Genomic DNA, 25,001 nt, shown 5'->3' with positions numbered 1-25,001 from the left:
GTTGGGGACAGACCGCATGACGCATCTCTTGGATGATCGAGGAGACCGCTCCGGCCGGACGGCTTTTGCCGTCATGCCGCGACCTCACAACTCGAGTTGATCCCCGCGCCGCAGCCGGCGCTTCCATGACGAAAACCTGACCGCCAGACACCGGAAGAAGCCGCGCTTCCTTTCCGGATGATGGCTCATTGCCTGATCTTACCTACCCGCAGGACCCCCATGCTCAACAGACGATATCTCGCAGCCACCTTCGCGCTGCTCGCTTCCGCGACCTCTACGCTTGCTCAGGATGCCGCAAATTCCGGCGATACCACCACGCTCGAAGCCATCAAGATCACCGGCAACTGGCTGGACGAGCCGAACGAGGAGAAGGTTCTGAAACACCCCGGCGCCAGAACCATCGTCGATCGCAAGCAGATGGAAGAGCGCGGCGCCACTGACGTGCGCGATGCCCTGAACCTCGTCCCCGGCGTCCAGGTTCAGGAGAGCAACGGCACAGGCGGCAGCGATGTGTCGCTCAATCTCGGCGTTCGCGGCCTCACCTCCCGCCTCTCCCCGCGCTCGACCGTGTTGATGGACGGCATCCCGCTCTCCTACGCACCGTATGGGCAGCCGCAGCTGTCGCTCTTCCCGTTGACGCTCGGCAATGTCGAGACGATCGATGTCGTGCGCGGCGCAGGCTCGGTGCGCTACGGCCCGCAGAATGTCGGCGGCATCATCAATTTCGTCACCCATCCGATCCCGGACGAATTCACCGCGCGCTTTTCTTCGGGCGCCGACATCGCGAGCGGCAACGTCAAGGCAACGCCCAACTTCCTGATCGGCGGCACCAATGACGACGGCTTCGGCGCCGCGCTCCTCTATTCCGGCATCCACGGCGAGGGCTACCGCGAAAGCAACGACCGCACCGATATCGACGACATCATCCTGAAGGGTAGCTACGAACTGACGGATACCGACAAGATCAGCGCCCAGTACCATCACTACGAAGGCGAAGGCAAAATGCCGGGCGGCCTGACGGCGGCCGAATATGCCGAGGACCCGTTCCAATCGACCCGCCGCTACGACGATTTCAGCGGCCGCCGCGACGACATCTCGCTCCGCTACCAGCATGATGACGGCGAAAACAATTTCGAACTGCTGACCTATTATGTCGACTCGTTCCGCGGCAGCCATGTCGAGCAGCAGGGCACCGGCGCCAGCGCCGGCCTCTATCGCCTGACTTCGGCGCCGCGCGAATACAGCTATTTTGGCATCGAGCCCCGCTATTCCCGCCTTATCGAGCTCGGCGGCATCACCCAGGAAGTGACGGTCGGCTATCGCTATCTGTGGGAGGAGAGCTCCGAAGTCGCGGCGAGAACCGCTTTCTACAATCGCGCCAGCGGCATCGATCCCAATTCGCTGGCGATGAACACCTATCAGACCAGCGACGGCGGCACGACGGCGCATGCCTTCTACATCGACGACAAAATCGAGATCGGCGATTGGACGATCACGCCCGGCGTCCGCTACGAAATCATCAGCACCCATAACGATATCGCCAACCTGACCGGGGGCGTTGTTACGAGCACCTCCTCGCCGTCGATCGATGCCCATGAGGCCCTGCCGACCCTGTCCGCGGCCTACCAGATCAACGATTCCTGGAGCGTCTTCGCCAATGCAGGCGTCTCATTCGGCCCGCAGCAATACAGCCAGCTGGCCTCGACGACCGATGGCCTGCACCCGGAGAAGGCAACGACCTACGAAATCGGCACGCATTACGAGGGCGACAACTGGAGCGGCGAACTCACGCTCTTCAACATTGATTTCGACAAGGAACTCTATCTCGGCCGCACCATCGTCGGCGAAGGCATCTGGACCGATCTCGGCGCCACCCGCCATCGCGGCGTCGAAGCCGCCGGCCGCTATGACCTGAGCGATCTGTCCCCCGCACTCGACGGCCTGTCGCTCTCGGCGACCTACACTTATACCGAAGCGACCTATGAGGCCGGCGCCTTCGAAGGCCGCGATCTGCCCTTCTATTCCCGGCATTTCGGCTCGGTCGGCGCCCGCTATCAGTATAACGACTGGGCGATCAATGCCGATATCTTCGCGCAATCGAAGCAGCATTCGCCGGGCAATGCCGCCGATGGCGCAACCTACGTGACCGACGAGGATCCGACCGGTCGCCTCGGCGACATTCCCGGCTATGCCACGGTCAACCTGCGCGTCGCCTACGAACCGCAGGACAAGAAGAATGCCCCGAAATTCGCCTTCGGCGTCAAGAACCTGTTCGACAAGGAATATTTCACCCGCTCGACCGACAACAACGGCGGCAAGTTCGCCGGCCAGCCGCGAACCTTCTTCGTCAACGCGTCCATCGCCTTCTGAGACCAGGCAATCCCGCAAAACAAAAAGGCCGCCCAAAAGGCGGCCTTTCGCATATCTGTGTTCGGCTCAGCTTACTCGGAAGCAGCGTCTGCCAGAACCGGAGCCTCGGAAGCGGCTTCGCCTTCGCCCTCACCGGCTGCACGACGCGGACGGCGCGGGCGGCTGCCGGCATTGCGGCGGCGCGGCTGGCGCGTCTGGCCACCTTCTTCTTCCATCGAAACTTCGGCGGGAATGCCGTCGATCTCCGGCTGAGGGCCGGTGCCGTCGATGGCTTCTTCGGAAGCGGCGGGAGCTTCTGCTTCGACACGCTGTTCACGTTCGGCGCGCTGCTCGCGAGGCTGACGCTGCTGCTGTTCGCGCGGCGGCTGAACCACGACAACGTCATCGTTGTCGCCATTGTCCATATCCTCGCCATCGCGCTCGGCGCCCTGGTCCTGATAGTCGCCGCGATCGTCACGCTGGAAGCGTTCCTGCATCTGCGCCTGAGCGCTTGCGATGATGCGGTTATAGTGCTCCGCGTGCTGCAGATAATTCTCGGCAATGACGCGATCGCCGGAGCTCTGAGCATCACGGGCAAGCTGGGCGTACTTTTCGGCAATATGCTGTGCGGTACCGCGGATCTTAACGTCAGGACCAGAACTGTCGTAGGTCCGAGTCAGCGGGTTGCCGCCCTTGCGGTTGAAATTGTTGTTATTGTTATTTCCGCCGCCGCCGCCATTGTTGTTATTGCCACGCCCTCGACCGCGCTTGTTCTGCTGTCCTGGCCTCATAGATCGTTCACCTGAATTCTCTGTTCGTGTGGAGTTAAGGCACCGATCGCCAAGGCCGGGAAAAACCGGCTCAGGGCCTTCGTGCCGCAAGCATGATGCGCCTTCGCGCCGACCTGCCGCTTGTTCCTCAAGTCATATTGACTGATTCACGCATTGGGTCGTGTTCAACCTTTGAAACTCTCGTTTAAAAGAGTGGACCCCCGAGGCCGACCAAGTACCGAACGAATCTTCGTTCATTCCTGAGTGCCCAACGCGTGAGCGCAACCTATCTTGCTTCCTGGGGAAATCCAAGCCTTTTCTTCGCAATAGCAATATCGTCCTGTCCAATGCTGCAATTTGTCGCTCAAACATTGAGTGCGAACACGAGCACCCGGTCATTCTGGCCGTAATCCTTTACGGACTCCAGACGTTTGAAGCCTTCTTTCTCGAAGACATCCGAGACGTCACCACATTGATCGAAGCCGATCTCCAGTCCGATAATGCCATTCTGCCGCAAGAACCTTGCCGCATCCTTGGCGATCGCCCTGTAGGCGTCAAGTCCATCCGGGCCGCCATCCAAAGCTGCCGCGGGATCAAATTTCTTCACTTCGGGAGCGAGATCGTGAATGACCTTGGAGGCAATATAGGGCGGATTTGAGACGATCGCGTGAAAGCGTCCATCGATATTGTCAAACCAGCTGGATTGTATTGCCCGGAACCGCTCCTTAAACCCGTTCCGCTTCGCATTGGCCGTAGCCGTTTGAAGCGCGTCGGCCGATATATCGCTACCGGTCCCTTTGGCTTGTGGAAGCTCGCTCAACAGTGCCAGACATATGGCGCCCGTTCCCGTTCCGATATCCAGGATATGGAGATCGCCGCCCTCACTTGCAAGGGTTCTCAAATACGGAAGCATCGTATCGACGAGAATTTCCGTATCCGGCCGCGGCTCCAGCGTTTCGGCCGAAAGCGACAGCGGCAGACCGTAGAATTCACGCTCGCCAAGAATGCGATGAACCGGCTCGTGCTGCAGGCGGCGTTCGATCGCCGCCTCGATCACGGCGATCTTCTCGGCATCGGGAACATCATTGGCCCGCGTCAGCATCTCCGTCGACGACAGGCCGAGCAGGCCCGAGATCAGCAGGCGGGCATCGGTGGCCGGATCGGCAACGCCCGCTTCCGTGAAGCGGCTGCGGGCGCCGGAAAGGATCGCCGAGACCGTTCGCCCGCTTGCCGTCATTGCTGTTCGCCGAGGCTGGCAAGCTGGCTTGCCTGATAGTCGGCCAGCAGCGCATCGACCACTTCGTCGATTTCGCCGACCATCATCCGGTCGAGCTTATAGAGCGTCAGGTTGATACGGTGGTCGGTGACGCGGCCCTGCGGGAAATTATAGGTGCGGATGCGCTCCGAGCGGTCGCCGGACCCGACCTGGCTCTTGCGGTCGGCCGACCGTTCGCTGTCCGCCCGCTGGCGTTCGGCGTCATAGAGCCGCGAACGCAGCACCTGCATCGCCTTAGCGCGGTTCTGGTGCTGCGATTTTTCGGAGCTGGTGACGACGATGCCGGTCGGCAGGTGCGTGATGCGCACCGCGGAGTCGGTCGTATTGACGTGCTGGCCGCCGGCACCCGACGAGCGCATCGTATCGATGCGAATGTCTTCCGGCCGGATTTCGATATCGATCTCTTCGGCTTCCGGCAGAACTGCAACGGTCGCCGCCGACGTGTGAATGCGCCCGCCCGCTTCCGTTTCCGGCACGCGCTGCACGCGATGCACACCGGATTCGAATTTCAGCTTGGCGAACACGCCGCGGCCGGTGATCGTCGCGATGATTTCCTTGAAGCCGCCGGCTTCGCCGTCGCTCGAAGAGAGAACCTCAACCTTCCAGTTATTCGCAGCAGCAAAGCGCTCGTACATCCGGAAAAGATCGCCGGCAAAAAGCGCTGCTTCCGACCCACCGGTTCCGGCGCGGATTTCCAGGATGGCGCTCTTCTCGTCGGCCGCATCCTTCGGCAAGAGCAGGATCTGGATTTCCTGCTCCAGCCCCTCGATGCGCTCCTTGACGTCAGGATATTCAAGCTCGGCGAGATCGCGCATCTCGCGATCGACGGACTTGTCTTCCAGCATCGCTTCCAGATCGGCAAACTCGGCCACGGCCTTCTGATAGGCGCGGATCTTGCCGACCACGGGCTGCAGCTCGGAATATTCGGAGGCGAGCTTCACATAGACGTCGGCCGCAGGACCGGCGGACATGCGCGCTTCGATCTCGCCGAAGCGGCGTTCCAGCTCGCGCATCTTTTCAAGGGGAAGCTTCGCCACCCTTCACTCCAATTCTTCTTATCGTTGTCTAAAGGGGAATATTGTGGCTGCTGGCGAAGCGGACAAGAATGTCGCGCATCGATTCCGTGCCATGCGTATCGTCAAGCGCCTCGTCCATGACCTTGGCGAGCGCCGTCACGTCGAGCCCGAGCAGCATCGCCTTCACCGGGCCGATAGAGGCCGGCGACATCGATACCGAGCGGAACCCGATCCCCATCAAAGCCATTGCCGAGATCGGCTTGCCGGCGAGTTCGCCGCAGAGCGTCACGGTCGTATTGTTGCGCTCGCCGGCACGCGTGATATCGCGCAGAATCCGCAGGAACGGGCGGCCCAGCGTGTCAAAACGGTCGGACACGCGCGCATTGCCGCGATCGACAGCCATCGCGAACTGGAACAGGTCGTTGGAACCGACCGAAACGAAGTCAGCCGCCTCCATCAACTCGTCCAGCTGCCAGAGCAGCGCCGGAACCTCGAGCATCGCGCCGAACTGCAGCTTGCGCGGCAGGCCGTGGCCGAAGCGCGAGAGGTGCTGCACTTCCTTCTGCAGGAGCTCGCGGACCGCCTTCAGCTCCGAAACCTCGGTCACCATCGGCACCATGATCTTCAGCTCGGTGCCGGCGGCGGCCTTCAGCATGGCGCGCAGTTGCGTGCGCAAGAGACCCGGCCGGTCGAGTGACAGGCGGATCGCGCGCCATCCGAGCGCCGGATTTTCTTCCTCATGCCCGCGGAAATAGGGAACGACCTTGTCACCGCCGATATCGAGCGTGCGGAAGGTCACGGGGCGTCCTGCCGCCTGCTTCAGCACGTTGCGGTAAAAGGCTTCCTGCTCTTCCGCCTTCGGCATGGTCGAGGCGATCATGAACTGCAGCTCTGTGCGGAACAGACCAATGCCTTCAGCACCGGATTCGGCGAGCTGCGGCAGGTCGACCAGCAGGCCGGCATTCATCTGAAGCGCAATCCGCTTGCCATCCTTGGTCAGCGGCTCGACGGCGCGAAGCGCACGGAACTGCTCCTGGCGGCGGGCGCGGAAACGGACCTTCTCCTCGTAGGAGCGCTGCAAATCCTGCATCGGCCTCAGGTGCACATGCGCCTCATCGCCATCGACGATCGCCGCATCACCATTTTCGGCAAGCGCCACGACACCGGCAACCTGACCGATAACGGGAATGCCCATGGCACGCGCGACGATGACGACGTGGCTGGTAACCGCTCCTTCCTCAAGCACGAGACCGCGAACATTGGCACGCGGATAATCGAGCAGCTCGGCGGCGCCCATGGCGCGCGCAAAGATGATCGCATCGTTCGGGAAGCCATCAGCCGTGGTGCGGCCGGTATAGCCTGTCAGCTGGCGCAGCAGGCGGTTCGCCAGGTCCTCGAAATCATGCATCCGCTCGCGCAGATACGGGTCGGTGAGGCGCATCATTCGCGCCTTGGTGTCCGACTGCACCTTCTCGACCGCGGCTTCCGCCGTCAGGCCGTTGCGGATCGCCTCTTCCAGCTTGCGCACCCAGCCCTGATCGTGGGCGAACATGCGGTAGGTCTCGAGAACCTCGCGATGCTCGCCCTCCATCGACACGTCACGGCGCGACAGCATGTCATCGATCGACAGCCGCAACGAACCCATGGCTTCGGCGAGGCGGCGGATTTCCTTTTCGGAATCCTCGTTCAGCAGGTTGGTGACGACGATGCGCGGCTCGTGCAGCACGACGTAACCGAGGCCGATGCCTTCATTATAGGTGTCGCCGTCGATGGTGACGGAACGCGTCAGGTCGAGTTCGAGGCCGGGCTTGGTGATCTTCTTGAGCTCGCCGGTGGCGATCATCTCGGCAAGCACCATCGCCGTCGTCTCGAGCGCTTCGAGCTCTTCGTCGCGATAGTTGCGGCTCGCCTTGTTCTGGACGACGAGAACGCCGAGCGAACGGCCCGTGCGCAGGATCGGCACGCCGAGGAAGGAGTGATAGATCTCTTCGCCGGTTTCCGGCAGGTAACGGAAGGCCGGATGCGATTGCGCATCGGAAAGATTGAGCGGTTGCGCGGAAGCGGCAATCGTACCGACGAGGCCTTGCCCCATCTTCAATTGCGAAAGGTGGACGGCTTCCTTGTTCAGACCTTCGGTTGCGTAAAGCTCGAGGACGCCGTCGGCGCGCAGCACGTAGACCGAGCAAACCTCCGCCACCATGTTGCTGGCAATCTGGCGTACGATCCGGTCGAGTCGCTCCTGCGGCTCCAGCGGCTCCGCCATCAACTCGCGCAACCGCTTGAGCAGTACGCGCGGACCGCCGGACAGGTCTCTCATTGCGTCTCAAGCTCCCCGAAACAAATGCCTAATGCGGCCAGCAAACCGGCCGCATCTCTTCATGTCGAAGGGGCGGCCCGCCCGCTGGGAATCAATTCTTATCGAGACCGTAGCAGGAATGCAAAGTTCTGACAGCGAGTTCCGCATACGGGCCGTCGATCAGGATCGAAATCTTGATCTCCGACGTGGTGATCGCCTTGATGTTGATACCCTTTTCCGCGAGCGCGCGGAAGGCCGTCGCTGCAACGCCAGCGTGCGAACGCATGCCGATGCCGATAACCGATACTTTCACCAGGCCCGATTCGTGCTGCACGACATCGTAGCCGATCGCCGGCTTGTTGTCGGACAGGACCTTGATCGCCTTGTCGACATCGCCCGACGGAACCGTGAACGTCATGTCGGTCTTCGAGCCGTCTTCAGAAATGTTCTGGACGATCATGTCGACATTGATGTGGTTCTCGGCCAGCGGTCCGAAGATCGCGGCGGAAACACCCGGCCGGTCGGCAAGACGGCGAAGCGAGATCTGAGCCTCATCCTTGGCATAGGCGATGCCGGTGACTACTTCCTGTTCCACGATTTCATCCTCGTCACAAATCAGCGTTCCGGGCGGATTCAAGAAGTCACCCATGCCCGGAGCATCGGGATCTTCGAAAGAGGAGCGCACGAAGGTACGAACCTTGTGCACCATGGCAAGTTCCACCGAGCGGACCTGCAGAACCTTGGCACCGAGCGATGCCATTTCGAGCATTTCTTCGAAGGCGATCTTTTTCAGGCGGCGCGCCTGCGGCACGATGCGCGGGTCGGTCGTGTAGACGCCGTCGACATCGGTATAGATGTCGCAGCGATCAGCCTTCAGCGCCGCGGCGACGGCGACGGCCGACGTATCGGAACCGCCTCGGCCGAGCGTCGCGATGCGATTGTCCGGGCCGATGCCCTGGAAGCCGGCAATGACGGCGACCTGGCCTTCGCCCATGCGCTTGACGATATCGGCACCGTCGATTTCCTGGATGCGGGCGGCGCCATGGGCGTTGTCCGTACGGATGGCGATCTGCCAGCCCTGCCAGGAGCGCGCATTGATATCCATCGCCTGCAGCGCGATTGCCAGCAGACCGGCCGTGACCTGTTCGCCCGAGGCGACGACGGCGTCATATTCGCGCGCATCGTAAAACGGAGAATTGGCGCCCACGACCTTCGGCATGTTCTGCACCCAGCCGACGAGCTCGTTGGTCTTGCCCGACATGGCCGAAACCACGACCGCGACTTCGTGGCCCGCGTCCACTTCACGTTTCACATGGCGGGCAACGTTCTTGATGCGGTCCAGATCGGCGACGGAAGTTCCGCCGAATTTCATAACGATGCGTGCCATAAGCCTCTACCACAGCCAGCGCCGGGGGCCGCGAGCGGATTTCTCCGGCCGATCATGCGCCATTGACAAACCACCGGGAGAGACGATTGCCAGACCCGGCATCAGGAGCCGGTCGGACCATAGGCCGGAGCGCTCGAATTGGGAGTTCTGGAACGCTTCTAAAGCCTTGGCGCCCAAGGGCTCAAGTTGGGCGTCTCTTAGCGGCTTTGCATGGGGGTGGCAAGGTCGCCAATTGGCGTTTGGCGGTACGGTTTAGCAAAGTTTTCCGCGATCGGCGGCAGAGGCTTTTCCCGGCGGCTGTTGACGTCTCCGGCAGCCGCTCCCCATAACACCTTGGGGTTATGTTCGATCTCCGCCCGCTCGTTCATCTTTTCTTCATAAATAAAAAATGCGGGCGGTGACCTGCGCGGAACAGCTAAACGAATTGCCCTGCGCAGCTCCCGGGAAGATCAATCAACAACTCTTCGCGGAGGCGGAACATGAATGACACAGTAAAACTCGACCGCACACTGGGCCTCTGGTCCGTTGTGCTTTTTGGTCTGGCCTATATGACGCCGATGATCGTCTTCGGCACGTTCGGCGCACTTGCCGCCGCAAGCCAGGGCACGACGGCCATGGCCTATCTCGTAGCGGCTGCCGCCATCCTGCTCACCGCCATCAGCTACGGCGTCATGGCCCGCGTCTATCCGGTCGCCGGTTCCGCCTACACCTATGCCCGCCGCTCGCTGAGCCCGAGCATCGGCTTCCTCGTCGGCTGGGCGGTCCTGCTCGACTATTTCTTCCTGCCGATGGTCATATGGCTGATCGGTGCGGCCTATCTGACCTCGGCCTTCCCGACCATCCCGGCCTATGTCTGGATCATTGGCTTCATCCTGCTGACCACCCTGGTCAACGTCGTCGGCATCGCCTTCGCAAACCGCGTCAACTTCATCCTGATGCTGGTGCAGCTCGCCGTCCTGATCGCCTTCGTCTTCCTCGCGGCCCGCTATGTTATGGCTGCCAGCGGCCCGGGCGGCCTCGTCTCGGCAACGCCATTCTTCAAGGCTGACGTGCCCTTCTCGGCATCGATCGCCGGTGCTGCAATCGCCGCCTATTCCTTCCTCGGCTTCGACGCCGTCTCGACGCTGACCGAGGAAACCAAGGATGCCAAGCGCACCATGCCCCGCGCCATCCTGATCACCGCGCTTGCCGGCGGCCTGATCTTCGTCGTCGCGGCCTATGTCACCCAGCTTGCGCATCCGGGAATGGACTTCGTCTCCGTCGATGCCGCCGCAAGCGAAATCGCCAAGACGATCGGCGGCGACCTTTTCGTCACCATCTTCCTCGCAACGCTCGTCGTCGCGCAGTTCACCTCGGGCCTCGCCGCCCAGGCCAGCGTCGGCCGCCTGCTCTTCGCCATGGGCCGTGACAGCGTTCTGCCGTCTTCGATCTTCGGCAGCCTGCATCCGAAGTGGCACACGCCTGTCATCAACCTCGTGCTCGTCGGCATCGTCGGCCTGCTGGCGCTGACCATGGACGTGACGACCTCGACCTCCTTCATCAACTTCGGCGCATTCCTCGCCTTCACCGCGGTCAATATCTCTGTCATCGCTCTCTATGTGAAAGGCGACCAGCAAGTGAAGCCGCTCGGCGCGCTGATCGGTCTCGTCATCCCGGCGCTCGCCGCGGTCTGCGATCTCTTCCTGCTCTGGAACCTCGACGAGCATGCCAAGGTTCTCGGCCTGATCTGGCTGGTCATCGGTGTCGGCTATCTCGCCTACCTGACACGCTTCTTCCAGTCTGCACCTCCCGAAATGGATTTCGCAGAATAAGCTTCGAAAAGCGGCCCGGCCGGAAACGGCCGGGCTAAGCCAGGAACAGGCGGAAGAGCTCGGCCTGGCTGGAAATGTTGAGTTTCGAGTAGATCTGCCGGCGATGCACCTTCACGGTGTTGGGCGAAAGCTCGAGAACGGCGGCAAGCGAGAGGTTGGAATGTCCCTTGAGGATCAGCGTCACGATCTCGAGTTCACGCTTGGTCAGCAGCGGATGTTCGATCCGTGCGGCTGGCGCGGCATTCTTGATTTCCAGCGACAGGCCCGAGACATGGAACCAGTGACGGCTTCCAAGCGCGCAGACGAGCAATGTGGCCGAACGCAGCCGCTGCAGGTCCTCTTCGGAAAACAGCGCTGCATTGCCCGTGCGCGACAGAGACAGCACGGCGATATAGCCGCTCTCAAGCGCCAGAACGAAACCGATCTCGTCGATGATCTCGGTCGTCGCGTAATGCAGGCGGAAATATTCGGTCTGCGCAAAATCATCGGGCGCGATCTCGCGCATCACGATCATCCGCGCGCCGCCATCGGCACGGATCGCGTCATAGAAGGGATCGAGCACGAAGGCACCCGCCAGATACCGGTCGACGATCAGCGACCTCTCGGCAACGATCTTCTCGTTATAGAGATCGAAGGCATGGCCATCGGGCGAATAGATGAAGCCGTTCATCATCTGGAACGGCGCCAGCAGCCTGAGCGCTGCGGCAAGCGCATCCGGAAAGGCCCGCGAGCCGATGGCGTTCGCAGCCTGCGCGAGAGCAGCATTCCAGACGTCGAAGGACGGCATCTGGGAAGTTGGTCTCGAAACGGAATTCATGAATTGTCCTGGCAATGAAAAGCCGTAGACGGCTTCCGGCACAGCAAGCACTCTTTCAAAGCGAAATGCAATGACCCCGATGGAACACACAGACATGACCAAGAACGCGGCCGAACAATCCGCCTCCCACCCGCTCGACCTCCCGGCGACGGAGATCGCACGCGGCATTCGCGAAGGGAGTTTCTCGTCGGAATCAGTCGTTGCTGAATCGATCCGCCGTGCCAGGGCCGTCAACGCGACGCTCAACCCCTTCACGGTGATCCGCGAGGAACAGGCGCTGGAAGCCGCCAAGGTCGCCGACCGGGCCGCAGCGCGCGGCGAAGCGACCGCCCCCCTTCACGGCGTCCCCTTCGCTGCCAAGGACATGACCCCCACCAAGGGAGACCTGACGACCCTCGGCTCCTGGACCCAGGGTGACCGGATCCCCGACGAGACCGCCCTCGTCGTCCGCCGCCTTCAGGATGCCGGCGGCATCCTGATGGGCAAGACGACGACCCCGGAATTCGCCTATGCCAGCTTCACCCATAGCCCCCGCTGGGGCATCACCCGCAATCCGTGGGACCCGGAGCGTACCTCCGGCGGCTCTTCCGGCGGCTCTGCCGTTGCAGTCGCAACCGGCGTCGTGCCCTTCGCCGAGGGTACGGATATGGGCGGCTCGGTCCGCATACCCGCGGCCTTGAGCGGCACGGTCGGCCTCAAGGCCAGCATCGGCCGCATCCCGATGACCATCCTGCCGAGCGTCTTCGACAACATCTCGCATTTCGGCCCGCTCGCCCGCACCGTCGGCGATGCCGTCTCCTTCATGGAAGCGACCTGCGGACCGAGCGACGAGGACATCTCGTCGCTGCCGGTCGGCTTCGTCTCCCACGTTGCCCGCAATGGCAACCTCGCAGGCAAGCGCTTCGCCCTGTCGGTCGATCTCGGCTATTACCAAGTGGAACCCGAAGTCGAACGGCTTGTCCGCCAGGCGGCCGAAGAGCTGCGCCGCGCCGGGGCAACGGTCGATGAAGTGCCGATGCAATGGACACGCGCCGTCAACGACGAATGGTTCGACCTCTGGTGCGTCTTCATGTCCGGCTTCTTCGGCGAGACGATCGAGACCTACCGCGACAAGATGGATCCGGCCGTCGTCTCGATGATCGAGCGCGGGCTGGCGATGAACGCCACCGCCTATAAGCGCGTCGAACTGCTGCGCACCCGTATGTGGCGCGACATGGCCGCCCTCTTCGCAAATTACGACGCGCTGCTGTGCCCGACCTGCGCCGTTACCGCCCCGCTGGTCACCGAATGCGACGACGATTATGTCGCGACCGGTCCGGATGGCCGTTTCATTGGTCTCGACATGACCTGTCCCTTCAACATGCTGCCGCAGCTTCCCGCCCTGTCGCTTCCGGTCGGCCTGGCATCCAACGGCCTGCCTGTCGGCCTGCAGATCGTCGGTCGCCGCTTTGCGGATGAAAGCGTGCTGTCGATGGCTGCGGCGCTGGAGGCGCGGCTCTCTGTCCCGCGGCTTCCCGCCCCTTGACTTATGCCGCCGATCGTCCGACTTCACTCATGACTGACGCAAGGAGCAGACCCATGAGCGAAGCCGCAAAGAGCACGATCGACCAGAGCGAAGTGGACCGCTTCTCGGCGATGGCGGCTGAGTGGTGGAGCCCGACCGGCAAGTTCAAGCCGCTGCACAAGTTCAACCCGGTGCGGCTGACCTACATCCGCGACAAGGCGGCGGAGAATTTCGGGCTCGATCCGAAAAGCCCGAAGCCGCTGGAAGGCCTGCGCGTTCTCGACATCGGCTGCGGCGGCGGCCTGCTGTCCGAGCCGGTCGCGCGGATGGGCGCCACCGTCGTCGGCGCCGACCCCTCGGAAAAGAATATCGGCATCGCCTCCACCCATGCGAAGGCGTCGGGCGTTTCCGTCGACTACCGTCCTGTCACGGCCGAGCAACTCGCCGAAGCCGGCGAGACCTTCGATATCGTCCTGAACATGGAAGTCGTCGAGCACGTTGCCGATGTCGAGTTCTTCATATCGACCTGCTCCAGGATGGTCCGCCCCGGCGGTATGATGTTCGTCGCCACCATCAACCGCACGATGAAGGCCGCCGCGCTCGCGATATTCGCGGCCGAAAACATCCTGCGCTGGCTGCCGCGCGGCACGCATCAATATGAAAAGCTGGTTCGTCCCGAACAACTGGAAGGGCCGATGACTGCCTCCGGCCTCGAAATCATCGACCGCACCGGCGTCTTCTTCAATCCTCTGGCCAACCAGTGGAATCTGTCGAAGGACATGGACGTGAATTACATGCTTCTGGCAAAGCGCCCGGCCTGAGCAATCAGACCTTCAATTTACTGACGAGTTCCAAGAGATCCTGCTGGCGCGTGGCGTTTTGCGCAGCAAGCTCCTTCACCCGTTCGCGGTCGATGGATTTCCTCGCCGTCAGGACCATAAGGCTGCTTGAAGTTGAACGCATACGCGCTCGGTCCGTGATCGTCGAGATATTCAAGCCGCGAGGCGCCCTCCTGCCAGTCTGGCCGATGCGTGGCCGAAACCCACCACAAAACCAGCGGCGGCCAGCTCTGCCGGGCATTCCAGGCCCGGGCATTCTTCAACGCGTCGGCATGCACGCCGTTATAGCTGAAGGCCATCAAGGACTCGATATCGGCCCAGAGCGACAATGAGGACGGCGCGGTGGTGAAGCCGCTGCCTTCGATATATCTCGGAAAAACCTGAACGCCCCAGCTTCGCGTACCGGGTATGCCCGGATAACCCGAACGCCCCAGGAAGCCCTGCGCTCGCGCCGCTGCTTCGAAATTTGCGGGTTCGCGCAGCATGAAGCCGCGAACCGCCTCACTATCAGCCGGCGCCACATGAAGCCCGAAATTGTAGAAGGCGAGGCGCGCGGACTGCATGTCAGTTCACATCGTCAGGTAGGACGGGCAGGGCAGCGATCTCGATGCCCTCCTCGATCAGTTCCTGGGCCTCGTTGGCCGTTGCCTGGCCGATAATGCCGCGCGCATCGGCTTCGCCGTAGTGGATCTTACGCGCCTCCTCTGGGAAGCGCGTCCCGACATCTTCGGAATTCGCCTTCACCTGAGCAACGGCATCCTTGAGCTTCTGAAACGCTTCACGGCGCATCGCGTCCATGGCGACGGTCTTGATCTCGTCCTTCTTGCGTGCGGTGGAGACGGACGGCGCCATGAGCACCTTCGAGATCGAGCCCGAATGGCAGACGGGGCAGGTCAGGAAACCGGACGCCACCTGCCTGTCGAAATCGGCGCTCTCGGAAAACCAGCCTTCGAACTCGTGGGCATTCTCACAACTGAGGGAATAGCGGATCAAGCGGCAACGCCTCCCTTCACCGCCCCCGGTATCTTCTCGATCGAGAATTCCCGGCCGTTCTTCAGGTTCGGGATCTTGTCATGCGCAGCCTTCACGGCAGCCGGATCGATCTCCGCCAGAACAACGGCCTCGCCGGTGCCCCCGGCAGATGCCAGCACCCGGCCCCAGGGATCGATGATCATCGAATGACCGAAGGTCTCGCGCCCGTCCTCATGAACGCCGGCCTGCGCGGCTGCGATAACGAAGACGCCGTTCTCGATGGCACGGGCCCTCAGCAGGATTTCCCAATGCGCTTCGCCGGTCTGCCTCGTGAAGGCGGCAGGAACCGTCATCACTTCGGCACCGGCAACCGCCTGCGCCCGGAAGAGCGCGGGAAACCGGACGTCGTAGCAGATGGTGAAACCCATCTCGGCAAATGGCAGCGACACGACACGGGCTTCCGAGCCCGGCCGGTAGGCCGCGCTTTCACGCCAGCTCTCGCCATTGTCGAGGTCGACATCGAACATGTGGATCTTGTCGTAGCGGTTCAGCACCTTGCCATCGGGGCCGAACAGAAAGCCGCGATTGGCCATCTTGCCATCGTCGAGCGCGATCGCCGTCGAGCCGACATGTATATAGATGCCGAGCTCGGCCGCAAGCTCCGAAGCGGTCCGCACGATGATATCGTCGGCTTCACCGCGCAGCACCGCTTTGGCTGCGGAGCGATCACGCTGCAGCATCCCGGTCATTTCGGGCGTCTGAACATAGGTCGCGCCTTGAGCCGCAGCCTCGCGGACAAGCCGTGCCATCGACATGGCATTGCGCGCCGGATCGACGCCCGAGCACATTTGAACGGCTGCTGCCTTGAAGACCATGGTGCTACCCTCAGGCCGCCAGCATCGGATCAAGCTTGCCGGCGCGATCAAGCGCGAAGAGATCGTCGCAACCGCCAACATGCTCACTGCCGATGAAAATCTGCGGGAAGGTCGCGCGGCCGTTCGATTTGCCAATCATCTCCTGGCGCAGATCAGGCGAGAACGTCGCATCATGCTCGACGTAATCGACACCCTTCTCTTCGAGCAGGGACTTGGCGCGGGCGCAGTAGCCGCAGAACTGCCGTGTATAGATCGTGACGGGTACCATATTCCGGTCTCCAGACGGGCCTGTTTTCTTCTTGTCATATAGGTTCTTGCAGGGCCCTTGCAAAGGTCAAAACAGTGATGTCGGAGGCACCTGCCTTGCGCAGAGCGCGGGTCGCTGCAGCCACTGTCGCGCCGGTCGTATAGACATCATCGACGAGCACGATCCGCTTGCCGAAGACATCGTTTTCCCGCCCGCGCGCGATCGCAAAGGCTCCGCGTACATTTTCCTCGCGCGCCCTTGCCCCAAGTCCCACCTGCTGTTCGGTTCGCTTGACTCGCAGCAAAGTGGCGGGGAACAGCCGTTTGCCCGAGAGACAGGCCAGATGCCGCGCAAGCTCCGCCGCCTGGTTGAACTTGCGCGACAGCATTCGCGACCGGTGCAGCGGCACCGGAATGACCGCATCGCAGGCTTCAACGGTGCCATCGCTCGCCCGCAGCATCCAGCCCGCCATCATCGGCGCAAGATCGACGCGGTCGCGATATTTCAGCCCGTGGACCAGATTGCGGACCGCCTCGTCGTGAACGGCGGCGGAGCGCAGACGATCGAAGGGTGGCGGGTCGGCAATCGCCTGCGCACTTAGGATACCCCCTCCGAGATCGTGAGAGAATGGCGACCCCAGCACCTCGCAATAGGGCCTCTCGATGAAGCGCACGCCCGCCCAGCATTTGGAACAGAGCCCGCGATGCCCTGATGTCATCGTACCGCAGGCAGCACAGGCCGGCGGATAGACGAGGTCGGCAAGCGCATGGAAGGGTCGCGCAAGATGCGCCCAGCCTGACCGCGCTGCTTTGCCGAAATCGATTGCCCCCATGGAGCGAGAGTAGCCGCTTCCGGCCAAAAGGAAAATCCGTCTTGCCGCCTGCCGGTGACGGGACTATGCACATCGCCATGGATATCATTTTCGATAGAGCCGCGATCGCCGCCCACCGTCACCGGGCGCTGAAGAACGGCGACCACAACGCCGCCTTCCTTCTCGACATCGCCGCAACCGAGCTTGCCGAACGCCTGTCCGTCGTGGAGCGGCAGTTCGATCGCGCCGTCGAACTGCATGGCGCGACCGGCACCGCGGCCAAGGCGGCGCTGGCGCTCGGCAAGATCGGTCAATTGGACCGCGTCGAAGCAGAGGCAGCCTACGGCGCCGAGGGAGAGGTCGCCTTCGTCGCCCCCCTCGAAGACGTTCCGCTCGAGCCGCAATCGGCCAACCTCATCATTGCCCCGCTCAGCCTGCACCTGACCAACGATACGCCCGGCGTCTTCATCCAGATCCGCCGCGCATTGAAGCCCGACGGCCTCTTTCTTGCGGCTATCCCTGGCGCGGGCACGCTGCAGGAACTGCGCGACGTGCTGCTTGCTACCGAAGCCGAAATGACCGGCGGCGCCAGCCCTCGCGTCATTCCCTTCGCAGATGTCCGCGATGTCGGCAGCCTGTTGCAGCGCGCCGGTTTCTCGCTGCCGGTCATCGACGCCGAGAGCTATACAGTGCGCTACGACTCGATCTTTCCGCTGATGAAGGATCTGCGCGCCATGGGCATGGCGAACCCGCTCGCCGCCCGCAGCCGCAAGCCGCTCTCACGCGCCTTCTTCCTGCGTGCCGCCGAGATCTATGCCGAACGCTATTCCGATCCTGATGGCCGGATCCGCGCGACATTCTCGATTATCTATGTCTCGGGATGGGCTCCGCACGAGAGCCAGCAGAAACCTTTGCAGCCGGGATCGGCCAAGGCGCGTCTCGCCGATGCTCTCCGGGTCGAAGAGCACAAGCTGAAGCAGTAGAGCCGAAGCTTACTGGCTGTGCGAGGCGAGCGTATTGCTGACGCTCGTGAACGTGTTCTGAAGATTGTTGCCGAAGGTGCCGACACCGGCGATGATGCCGACCGAGATCAGCGCGGCCAGAAGACCATACTCAACAGCAGTTGCGCCGCGGATGTCGGCGATCAAGGCTTTCAGAGAACGCATCATCCCAACCCTTCCCGCAGAAAGCGGCGCATCAGCCATTTGATCTTCCATCAGCAGCCAGCCCCCGAGCCGTATCCCTGAACGACGCAGACGGAGCCCGGAGTTTCCTGGAGCACGCTGCGGCGGATCGTGTAACGCTTGCCGTTCTCGGTCTTGGGGATCGAGCCGGTGGTGATGTTGTCGAAGTCGGAGGGAACGCTTGCGAAAACGCTCGACTTCGACTTGTCGGCCAGCATCGGGGTGAGGATGAGGGTGAGCGCCACGGCGGCGGTGCCGAAGAGCAAGGCAAGATTGAGCGCGCCCGTCCTGCGTGAAGCATTCGAGCCTTGCTGTTTTTCTCTAACCGCTTTCCAGAAATCGTCGTCGACCATGCGTCAAGCCTTCATACACACACGCCAGTTGCTTGATTGAGGCCGATCTTTGGCAGAAGGTGTTAAACGATCGATTAATATCCACAGACAAAAACCGTCCGTGAAAGCAAATAGTGAGAAATCCCTAAAGTAGATCCTGCAGCATCGGGATCAGCGGCTCGTCGGCCGGCGGCATGGGATAATCACGCAATTGCATGGGCTTGACCCATTTCAGCGCCTGCCCTTCCCGGCTTTGCGGCATGCCCTCATAGCGGCGGCAGACATAAAGCGGCATCAGCAGATGAAATGTGTCGTAGCTGTGGCTGGCAAATGTCAGCGGCGCCAGGCAGGCGACCTTGGTCTTGATGCCAAGCTCCTCTTCGAGCTCGCGCACCAGGCACTCTTCCGGCGTCTCGCCCGGCTCGACCTTGCCACCCGGAAATTCCCAAAGACCGGCAAGCGATTTTCCTTCCGGCCGCTGCGCCAGAAGAATGCGCCCGTCGGAATCGATCAGCGCGCAGGCAGCAACCAGGAGAATTTTCTTGCCGGCATCGCTCATCGTCAGAGCGCCTTACGCCAGTAGCTGTAGCGATAGGCTTCACGGAAGCCGAGGCGGTCGTAGAGTGCAAGAGCCGGCGCGTTATCGGCCTTGACCTGAAGCCAGCCGGTGCGGGCACTGCGCATACGCGCCCAGCGAAGAGCCGATGTCAGAATTTCGAGACCGAGACCTTCGCGCCGGCGCTCCCGGGCGACCGACAGCGACATGATGCCGGCCAGATCGTTGTCCTGCACGCAAAGAACCGTCGCCAGCGGTCCCGATGCCGGATCCTCGATCATGAACAGGCCGGACGGCGGCTTGATCGCGTTGATGACTTCGGCCAGCGCCGCCTTCAGCCGCGGCGAGACCTGGTCAGTCGAGAGATTGGCATCGACGAAGCGACCGATATCATGCGTCGGCAGATGGTCGAGGGTATCTGGAAGATCGGCCTGCGTCAGATCGCAGGTCATGACGATCGTCTCGTCGAAATGCGTCCAGTTCTGCTCGGCGACCAGGTCGACGAGCAGCGGCGTGCAGAGCGGCGTCTGCCGCAGCACGGCCGGACGGCCATAGGCTTCGAACTTCCTGCTCGCCTTTTCCAGGCGGATCTCGATATCGCGATGATCGGACGGATCGAGGGGCACGATGGAATTCAGACGGTTCGAGGGATGACCCGCCGTCAGCCGTACCTGCCAGCTGCCGTCATACTGCACGGACGAAGCGGGCCACGCCCGGAAACCAACTGCTTCCAGCCTGCGAACGAGCGGCAGGTTTGCCGTCTTTGAAGAAGTCTCAGTCAATGAACGATCAGCTCCGGTAGTCACCGTTGATCGCCACATACTCCTTAGTGAGGTCGCAGGTCCAGACCGTTGCCTGACCTTTACCGAGACCGATGTCGACTTTAACCGGAATATCCTGCTGTTTCATGACGTTCGACGCAGCCTCTTCCGAGTAGCCCGGGTCGCGCTCGCCGTTGACGGCAACGCGTACATCGCCGAACCAGATCGCCAGACGGTCGCGATCCGCCATTTCGCCGGCCTTGCCGACAGCCATGACGATACGGCCCCAATTGGCGTCCTCGCCGGCAGCCGCCGTCTTGACCAGCGGCGAATTGGCGATCGACAGGGCGATCCGCTTGGCCGCCGCATCGCTCTCTGCGCCGGTCACGGTGATCTCGAGCATCTTGGTCGCGCCTTCGCCGTCGCGGCAGACCTGCAGCGCCAGATCCTTGAGCACTTCGTTGAGCGCGACGCGGAAGGTCGCAAGACGGGCATCGTCGGTGCGCTCGACGCGCGCCTGACCGTCAGCCGCTGCGGCGCCGGTTGCAAACAGCATCAACGTATCGGAGGTCGAGGTGTCGCTATCGACGGTCATCGAGTTGAAGGTCGGGCCGACGCCTTCCGACAGCATCGCCTGCAGCGCGGCCGGAGCGATATCGGCATCGGTCACGACGAAGGAAAGCATCGTCGCCATGTCGGGCGCGATCATCCCGGCGCCCTTGGCGATCCCGTTGATCGTCACCTTGACGCCGCCGATTTCGGCGCTGCGCGTCGCGACCTTCGGATAGGTGTCCGTGGTCATGATCGCCTTGGCTGCCTCGAACCAGAAATCACCGGTCGCATCGCGATGCATGGCATCGAGAACACCGGAAAACTTGGTCGCATCCAGCGGCTCGCCGATAACGCCGGTCGAGGCGAGGTAGACTTCGTTCTCGCCGCAGCCGACGGCAGCCGCGGCGGACTTCGCCGTCAGCTCGGTGGCTGCGCGGCCCTTGAGGCCGGTAAAGGCATTGGCATTGCCGGAATTGACGACGACGGCGCGGGCAATGCCGTGCGGCAGATTGCTGCGGCAGAAATCGACCGGCGCCGACGGGCACTTCGAGCGGGTAAAGACGCCCGCGACCGAAGCCGGCTTGTCGAACACCATCATCAGTACGTCGGTTCGGTTCTTGTACTTGATCCCGGCGGCAGCGGTCGCCATGCGCACACCGCGCAGCGCGGGCATGGATGCGAAGGTCTTCGGGGCGAGCGGAGAAACGGAACCGGACATTGTGATGGACCTGCCTGATAGTGAAGGGCCCGGAAGAACCGGGCCCGAATGATGATTACTGCTGCGGCTGAACGGCGGGCTCATCGCCCGGCGCCGGCTGCTTGTTGGCATCCTCGTAACCCTTGCGAAGGGTTTCGTCCATGATGTCGACCTTGGACTTTTCCTTCGCTGAAGCGAGAAGGGCAAGATACTTGTCGCGCATGACGAGCTGACGAACCTGGTCCTTGACCTGGTCGAACGGCGGCGGCGGTGCATCGCGCTTATCTTCGACCTTGATGACGTGGTAGCCGAAATCGGTCTTCACCGGGGTCTTCGAGTAGGTGCCCTTTTCCAGCGCGAAGGCTGCGTCTTCGAATTCCTTGACCATGCGGCCCTTGGTGAAATAGCCGAGATCGCCGCCGTCAGCCTTGTTCGGATCGGTGGACTTTTCCTTTGCGAGTTCGGCAAAATCCTTGCCGGCGTCGAGCTGCTTGATGACGTCCTTGGCTTCATCCTCGGTCTTGACCAGGATGTGGCGGGCGTGAACTTCTTCCTGCTTCGGCAGCGCAGCGACTTCCTTGTCGTAGCGTGCCTTCACTTCGTCGTCGGTGACGGTGTCGACAACGTGCTTCTTGAAGTAGGCATTGTGCAGCTCGCGATCGGAAAGATACTGCATGCGCTTCTTGAATTCTTCGGTCTGGTCGAGCTTTTCGGCAGCGGCATCACCGGCCAGCAGCTTCACATCGATGGCAGCAGAAAGGGCAGCGACCTTCTTCTGATCGTCCGGCAGCTGAGCGAGCTGCGGGTCCAGATTGGCGATCGCCAGATCGAGTTCCGACTGATGAATTTCCAGGTTGCCAACCTTGGCGATGACGGCGTCCGGCTTGTCTTCAGCGTAGACCGGCGCGTGGAACGCAACGAAGGTCGCGACCGCCATCACGGCAAGTTTGTTGTAGCTCAACATCAAATAACCTTTCAGAGTTACACCGCCGGCTTCAGCATCACGTGTGAATCCAGCCTAAAACAGCGTTCAACACTGGAATGTGGCCTTTCTATATCAGCCAAATCCGTTGACATCATTCGACCCCCCTCTTATCTGTCACGCAACCTCGCGTCCAGAACAGTTTCCTGGCGTTTCGAGGCGTGCGCCTGAATTTCGGCTGGGTGCGCGCATAAGAAAAGCCGGGGAAGAATATGAGAAAGGGCCAGTCATATGGTCAGCTTTGGCGGCATCGCCCGCAAGATATTTGGCTCTGCCAATGACCGTCGCGTGCGGTCTTTCCAGCCGAAAGTCGCAGCAATCAGCGCCATCGAAGAGAAGACGAAGGCCTTGAGCGACGAGCAGCTCGCCGCACAGACGGTCGAGTTCCGCAAGCAGCTGGCTGATGGCAAGACGCTCGACGACATCCTGATCCCGGCTTTTGCCGTGGTCCGCGAGGCCTCGCGCCGTGTTCTCGGCATGCGACCTTTTGACGTACAGCTCGTCGGCGGCATGATCCTTCACTCTGGCGACATCGCCGAGATGAAGACCGGTGAAGGTAAGACGCTGGTCGCAACCCTGCCGGTCTATCTGAACGCGCTTTCCGGCAAGGGCGTGCACGTCGTCACCGTCAACGACTACCTGGCGCAGCGCGACGCGGCGACCATGGGCAAGGTCTACGGCTTCCTCGGCCTGACCACGGGCGTCATCGTCCACGGTCTTTCCGACGAGGAACGCGCAGCCGCCTACAACTGTGACATCACCTACGCCACCAACAACGAGCTCGGCTTCGATTATCTGCGTGATAACATGAAGTACGAGAAGAACCAGATGGTTCAGCGCGGCCACAATTTCGCGATCGTCGACGAAGTGGACTCCATTCTCGTCGATGAAGCGCGCACGCCGCTGATCATTTCCGGCCCGCTCGACGACCGCTCCGATCTCTACAACACGATCGACGCCTTCATCCCACTGCTCTCCGACGGCGATTATGAAATCGACGAGAAGCAGCGTTCCGCCAACTTCTCCGAAGAAGGCACGGAAAAGCTCGAAGGTCTCCTGAAGCAGGCCGGCCTGCTGAAGGGCGCTTCGCTTTACGACATCGAAAACGTCGCGATCGTCCATCACGTCAACAACGCGCTGAAGGCCCACAAGCTGTTCCAGCGCGACAAGGACTACATCGTCCGTAACGACGAGATCGTCATCATCGACGAGTTCACCGGCCGCATGATGCCGGGCCGCCGTTATTCGGAAGGCCAGCACCAGGCGCTCGAAGCCAAGGAAAAGGTCAAGATCCAGCCTGAAAACCAGACGCTGGCGCAGATTACCTTCCAGAACTACTTCCGCATGTACGGAAAGCTCGCCGGTATGACCGGTACGGCGCAGACGGAAGCGGAAGAATTCGGCAACATCTACGGCCTCGAAGTCGTCGAAGTGCCGACCAACCTGCCGATCCAGCGTATCGACGAAGACGACGAGGTCTACCGGACCTTCGAAGAGAAGTACAAGGCGATCATCGCCGAGATCGCTGACGCGCAGAAGCGCGGCCAGCCGGTTCTCGTCGGCACCACCTCGATCGAAAAGTCCGAACTGCTCGCCGACCTGATGCGCAAGCAGGGCTTCAAGGACTTCCAGGTTCTGAACGCCCGCTACCACGAGCAGGAAGCCTATATCGTCGCCCAGGCCGGTGTTCCCGGCGCTGTGACGATTGCTACGAACATGGCCGGCCGCGGTACCGACATTCAGCTCGGCGGCAACCTCGAAATGCGTGTCGAGCGCGAACTCGAAGGCGTCGAGCACGGTCCAGAATACGATGCCAAGGTCGAGGCGATCCGTGCCGAGATCAAGCAGCTGAAGGAAAAGGCGCTTGCCGCCGGCGGTCTCTACGTCATCGCGACGGAACGCCACGAAAGCCGCCGTATCGACAACCAGCTGCGCGGCCGTTCCGGCCGTCAGGGCGACCCGGGCCGCTCGAAGTTCTACCTGTCGCTCCAGGACGACCTGATGCGCATCTTCGGCTCCGACCGTATGGACGGCATGCTGACGAAGCTCGGTCTCAAGGAAGGCGAGGCAATCGTCCATCCCTGGATCAACAAGGCCCTCGAGCGCGCGCAGAAGAAGGTCGAAGCCCGCAACTTCGACATCCGCAAGAACCTGCTCAAGTATGACGACGTCCTCAACGACCAGCGCAAGGTCATCTTCGACCAGCGCCTGGAGCTGATGGAAGCCGCCAACATCGCCGAGACCGTTTCGGATATGCGCCGCGAAGTCATCGAAGACCTCGTCGACAAGCACATTCCGGAACGCGCCTACGCCGAACAGTGGGATGCTGCCGGTCTCAAGGAACAGGTCGCAAACCTTCTCAACCTCGACCTGCCGATCGAAGACTGGGCCAAGGAAGAGGGTATCGGCGAAGACGATATCCGCGAGCGCATCACCGAAGCTGCAAACGCCGCCTTCACCGAGAAGGCCGAGCGTTTCGGCGACGACATCATGCGCTATGTCGAGCGCTCGATCCTGATGCAGACGCTCGACCACCTGTGGCGCGAGCACATCGTCAACCTCGACCACCTGCGTTCGGTCATCGGCTTCCGCGGCTACGCGCAACGCGACCCGCTGCAGGAATACAAGTCCGAAGCCTTCGAGCTGTTCCAGTCGCTGCTGAACAACCTCCGCCAGGCGGTTACCGCACAGCTGATGCGCGTCGAGCTGGTCCAGCAGGCACCGGCCGAGCCGGAGCTTCCGGTCATGCAGGCCCAGCACCTGGATCCCGACACCGGCGAGAACGATTTCGCGCCGATTTACCAGGCATCCGAAGTGATCGTCGCGCCCGAAAACCGCGATCCGAACGATCCATCGACCTGGGGCAAGGTCGGCCGCAACGAGCCCTGCCCCTGCGGTTCGGGCAAGAAGTTCAAGCATTGCCACGGCGCTTTCGCCGAAGCGTGATTGACTGAAAAAGATGATGAA

General features: G+C 61.8%; 23 protein-coding genes and 1 pseudogene. 6 read left to right on the top strand and 18 right to left on the bottom strand.

Features of this window, described 5'->3' with window-relative positions:
- Positions 1–219 precede the first annotated feature (219 nt).
- Positions 220–2,370 (top strand): TonB-dependent receptor family protein, encoded by a 2,151-nt coding sequence (locus tag ACQZ5H_RS27140; RefSeq protein WP_449099507.1) that lies wholly within the window; start codon positions 220–222, stop codon positions 2,368–2,370.
- Positions 2,371–2,441: 71 nt separating this feature from the next.
- On the opposite strand, the gene ACQZ5H_RS27135 is transcribed toward ACQZ5H_RS27140, so the two are convergent.
- From ACQZ5H_RS27135 to ACQZ5H_RS27110, 6 genes are all read right to left on the bottom strand, one after another.
- Complete coding sequence (locus ACQZ5H_RS27135) at positions 2,442–3,140, bottom strand: DUF4167 domain-containing protein (RefSeq protein ID WP_199627793.1); 699 nt, start codon at positions 3,138–3,140, stop codon at positions 2,442–2,444.
- 343 nt (positions 3,141–3,483) lie between these two features.
- Entirely contained in the window at positions 3,484–4,356 is an 873-nt protein-coding gene (gene prmC / locus ACQZ5H_RS27130; protein WP_449099506.1) for a peptide chain release factor N(5)-glutamine methyltransferase, read from the bottom strand.
- Positions 4,353–5,432 carry a peptide chain release factor 1 gene (gene prfA / locus ACQZ5H_RS27125; RefSeq protein WP_199627795.1) on the bottom strand — a complete coding sequence of 360 codons (1,080 nt, stop codon included), beginning with the start codon at positions 5,430–5,432 and terminating at the stop codon, positions 4,353–4,355. The genes prmC and prfA overlap by 4 nt, the downstream gene beginning before the upstream one ends.
- 28 nt (positions 5,433–5,460) lie before the next feature.
- A complete protein-coding gene (gene ptsP / locus ACQZ5H_RS27120) occupies positions 5,461–7,728 on the bottom strand; it encodes a phosphoenolpyruvate--protein phosphotransferase (RefSeq protein WP_112720256.1) in 2,268 nt (755 codons plus the stop codon).
- 91 nt (positions 7,729–7,819) lie between these two features.
- On the bottom strand, positions 7,820–9,094 hold the full coding sequence (locus ACQZ5H_RS27115; RefSeq protein ID WP_112386085.1) for an aspartate kinase: 1,275 nt from the start codon (positions 9,092–9,094) through the stop codon (positions 7,820–7,822).
- Positions 9,095–9,291: 197 nt separating this feature from the next.
- Positions 9,292–9,462 carry a hypothetical protein gene (locus ACQZ5H_RS27110; RefSeq protein ID WP_162708790.1) on the bottom strand — a complete coding sequence of 57 codons (171 nt, stop codon included), beginning with the start codon at positions 9,460–9,462 and terminating at the stop codon, positions 9,292–9,294.
- 111 nt (positions 9,463–9,573) lie between these two features.
- On the opposite strand from ACQZ5H_RS27110, the gene ACQZ5H_RS27105 reads away from it, so the two are divergent.
- Positions 9,574–10,905, top strand: a complete 1,332-nt coding sequence (locus tag ACQZ5H_RS27105) for an APC family permease (protein WP_449099505.1) — start codon at positions 9,574–9,576, stop codon at positions 10,903–10,905.
- Between the two features lie 34 nt (positions 10,906–10,939).
- Here the strand turns inward: ACQZ5H_RS27105 and ACQZ5H_RS27100 are convergent, their stop codons facing one another.
- Positions 10,940–11,722 carry a LuxR C-terminal-related transcriptional regulator gene (locus tag ACQZ5H_RS27100; RefSeq protein WP_449099504.1) on the bottom strand — a complete coding sequence of 261 codons (783 nt, stop codon included), beginning with the start codon at positions 11,720–11,722 and terminating at the stop codon, positions 10,940–10,942.
- Positions 11,723–11,816: 94 nt separating this feature from the next.
- Between ACQZ5H_RS27100 and ACQZ5H_RS27095 the strand changes: the two genes are divergently transcribed.
- A complete protein-coding gene (locus tag ACQZ5H_RS27095; RefSeq protein ID WP_449099503.1) occupies positions 11,817–13,247 on the top strand; it encodes an amidase in 1,431 nt (476 codons plus the stop codon).
- Between the two features lie 53 nt (positions 13,248–13,300).
- Complete coding sequence (gene ubiG / locus ACQZ5H_RS27090; protein ID WP_449099502.1) at positions 13,301–14,047, top strand: bifunctional 2-polyprenyl-6-hydroxyphenol methylase/3-demethylubiquinol 3-O-methyltransferase UbiG; 747 nt, start codon at positions 13,301–13,303, stop codon at positions 14,045–14,047.
- A 4-nt stretch (positions 14,048–14,051) separates the two neighbouring features.
- Here the strand turns inward: ubiG and ACQZ5H_RS27085 are convergent.
- The 5 genes and pseudogenes from ACQZ5H_RS27085 to ACQZ5H_RS27065 all read right to left on the bottom strand — a co-directional run bounded on the left by ACQZ5H_RS27085 (position 14,052) and on the right by ACQZ5H_RS27065 (position 16,991).
- Positions 14,052–14,628 (bottom strand): annotated as a pseudogene (locus ACQZ5H_RS27085) (DUF3291 domain-containing protein).
- Position 14,629: 1 nt separating this feature from the next.
- A complete protein-coding gene (locus ACQZ5H_RS27080; protein WP_130284187.1) occupies positions 14,630–15,058 on the bottom strand; it encodes a DUF1178 family protein in 429 nt (142 codons plus the stop codon).
- The gene (locus tag ACQZ5H_RS27075) at positions 15,055–15,912 is read right to left on the bottom strand and encodes a carbon-nitrogen hydrolase family protein (RefSeq protein WP_449099501.1); all 858 of its coding nucleotides are present in this window, start codon (positions 15,910–15,912) and stop codon (positions 15,055–15,057) included. The genes ACQZ5H_RS27080 and ACQZ5H_RS27075 overlap by 4 nt, the downstream gene beginning before the upstream one ends.
- Positions 15,913–15,922: 10 nt before the next feature.
- Positions 15,923–16,180: a glutaredoxin 3 gene (gene grxC, locus ACQZ5H_RS27070; protein WP_449099500.1), complete on the bottom strand. Its 258-nt coding sequence runs from the start codon at positions 16,178–16,180 to the stop codon at positions 15,923–15,925.
- A gap of 34 nt (positions 16,181–16,214) precedes the next feature.
- A complete protein-coding gene (locus ACQZ5H_RS27065) occupies positions 16,215–16,991 on the bottom strand; it encodes a ComF family protein (protein WP_449099499.1) in 777 nt (258 codons plus the stop codon).
- Positions 16,992–17,068: 77 nt separating this feature from the next.
- Here ACQZ5H_RS27065 and ACQZ5H_RS27060 point away from each other — a divergent pair, with 77 nt between their 5' ends.
- Positions 17,069–17,953: a methyltransferase domain-containing protein gene (locus ACQZ5H_RS27060; protein WP_112720272.1), complete on the top strand. Its 885-nt coding sequence runs from the start codon at positions 17,069–17,071 to the stop codon at positions 17,951–17,953.
- Positions 17,954–17,962: 9 nt separating this feature from the next.
- On the opposite strand, the gene ACQZ5H_RS27055 is transcribed toward ACQZ5H_RS27060, so the two are convergent.
- The 6 genes from ACQZ5H_RS27055 to ACQZ5H_RS27030 form a co-directional block, all read right to left on the bottom strand.
- Entirely contained in the window at positions 17,963–18,175 is a 213-nt protein-coding gene (locus tag ACQZ5H_RS27055) for a Flp family type IVb pilin (protein WP_348652504.1), read from the bottom strand.
- 11 nt (positions 18,176–18,186) lie between these two features.
- Positions 18,187–18,507, bottom strand: coding sequence for a hypothetical protein (locus ACQZ5H_RS27050; protein ID WP_112720246.1), 321 nt, complete (start codon positions 18,505–18,507; stop codon positions 18,187–18,189).
- 124 nt (positions 18,508–18,631) lie between these two features.
- Entirely contained in the window at positions 18,632–19,045 is a 414-nt protein-coding gene (gene mutT, locus ACQZ5H_RS27045; RefSeq protein WP_203427913.1) for an 8-oxo-dGTP diphosphatase MutT, read from the bottom strand.
- Between the two features lie 2 nt (positions 19,046–19,047).
- Complete coding sequence (locus tag ACQZ5H_RS27040; protein ID WP_112720244.1) at positions 19,048–19,863, bottom strand: GNAT family N-acetyltransferase; 816 nt, start codon at positions 19,861–19,863, stop codon at positions 19,048–19,050.
- Positions 19,832–21,073 carry a bifunctional glutamate N-acetyltransferase/amino-acid acetyltransferase ArgJ gene (gene argJ / locus ACQZ5H_RS27035; protein ID WP_449099498.1) on the bottom strand — a complete coding sequence of 414 codons (1,242 nt, stop codon included), beginning with the start codon at positions 21,071–21,073 and terminating at the stop codon, positions 19,832–19,834. The genes ACQZ5H_RS27040 and argJ overlap by 32 nt, the downstream gene beginning before the upstream one ends.
- Before the next feature lie 55 nt (positions 21,074–21,128).
- Positions 21,129–22,016: a peptidylprolyl isomerase gene (locus ACQZ5H_RS27030; RefSeq protein ID WP_112720242.1), complete on the bottom strand. Its 888-nt coding sequence runs from the start codon at positions 22,014–22,016 to the stop codon at positions 21,129–21,131.
- 249 nt (positions 22,017–22,265) lie between these two features.
- Between ACQZ5H_RS27030 and secA the strand changes: the two genes are divergently transcribed.
- Positions 22,266–24,980: a preprotein translocase subunit SecA gene (secA, locus tag ACQZ5H_RS27025; RefSeq protein WP_449099497.1), complete on the top strand. Its 2,715-nt coding sequence runs from the start codon at positions 22,266–22,268 to the stop codon at positions 24,978–24,980.
- Positions 24,981–25,001 lie beyond the last annotated feature (21 nt).

The sequence above is a fragment of the Rhizobium sp. 21-4511-3d genome (assembly GCF_053522545.1).
The sequence above is the reverse complement of the archived record's forward strand: the minus strand, read 5'-3'. Positions and strand labels throughout refer to the sequence as shown.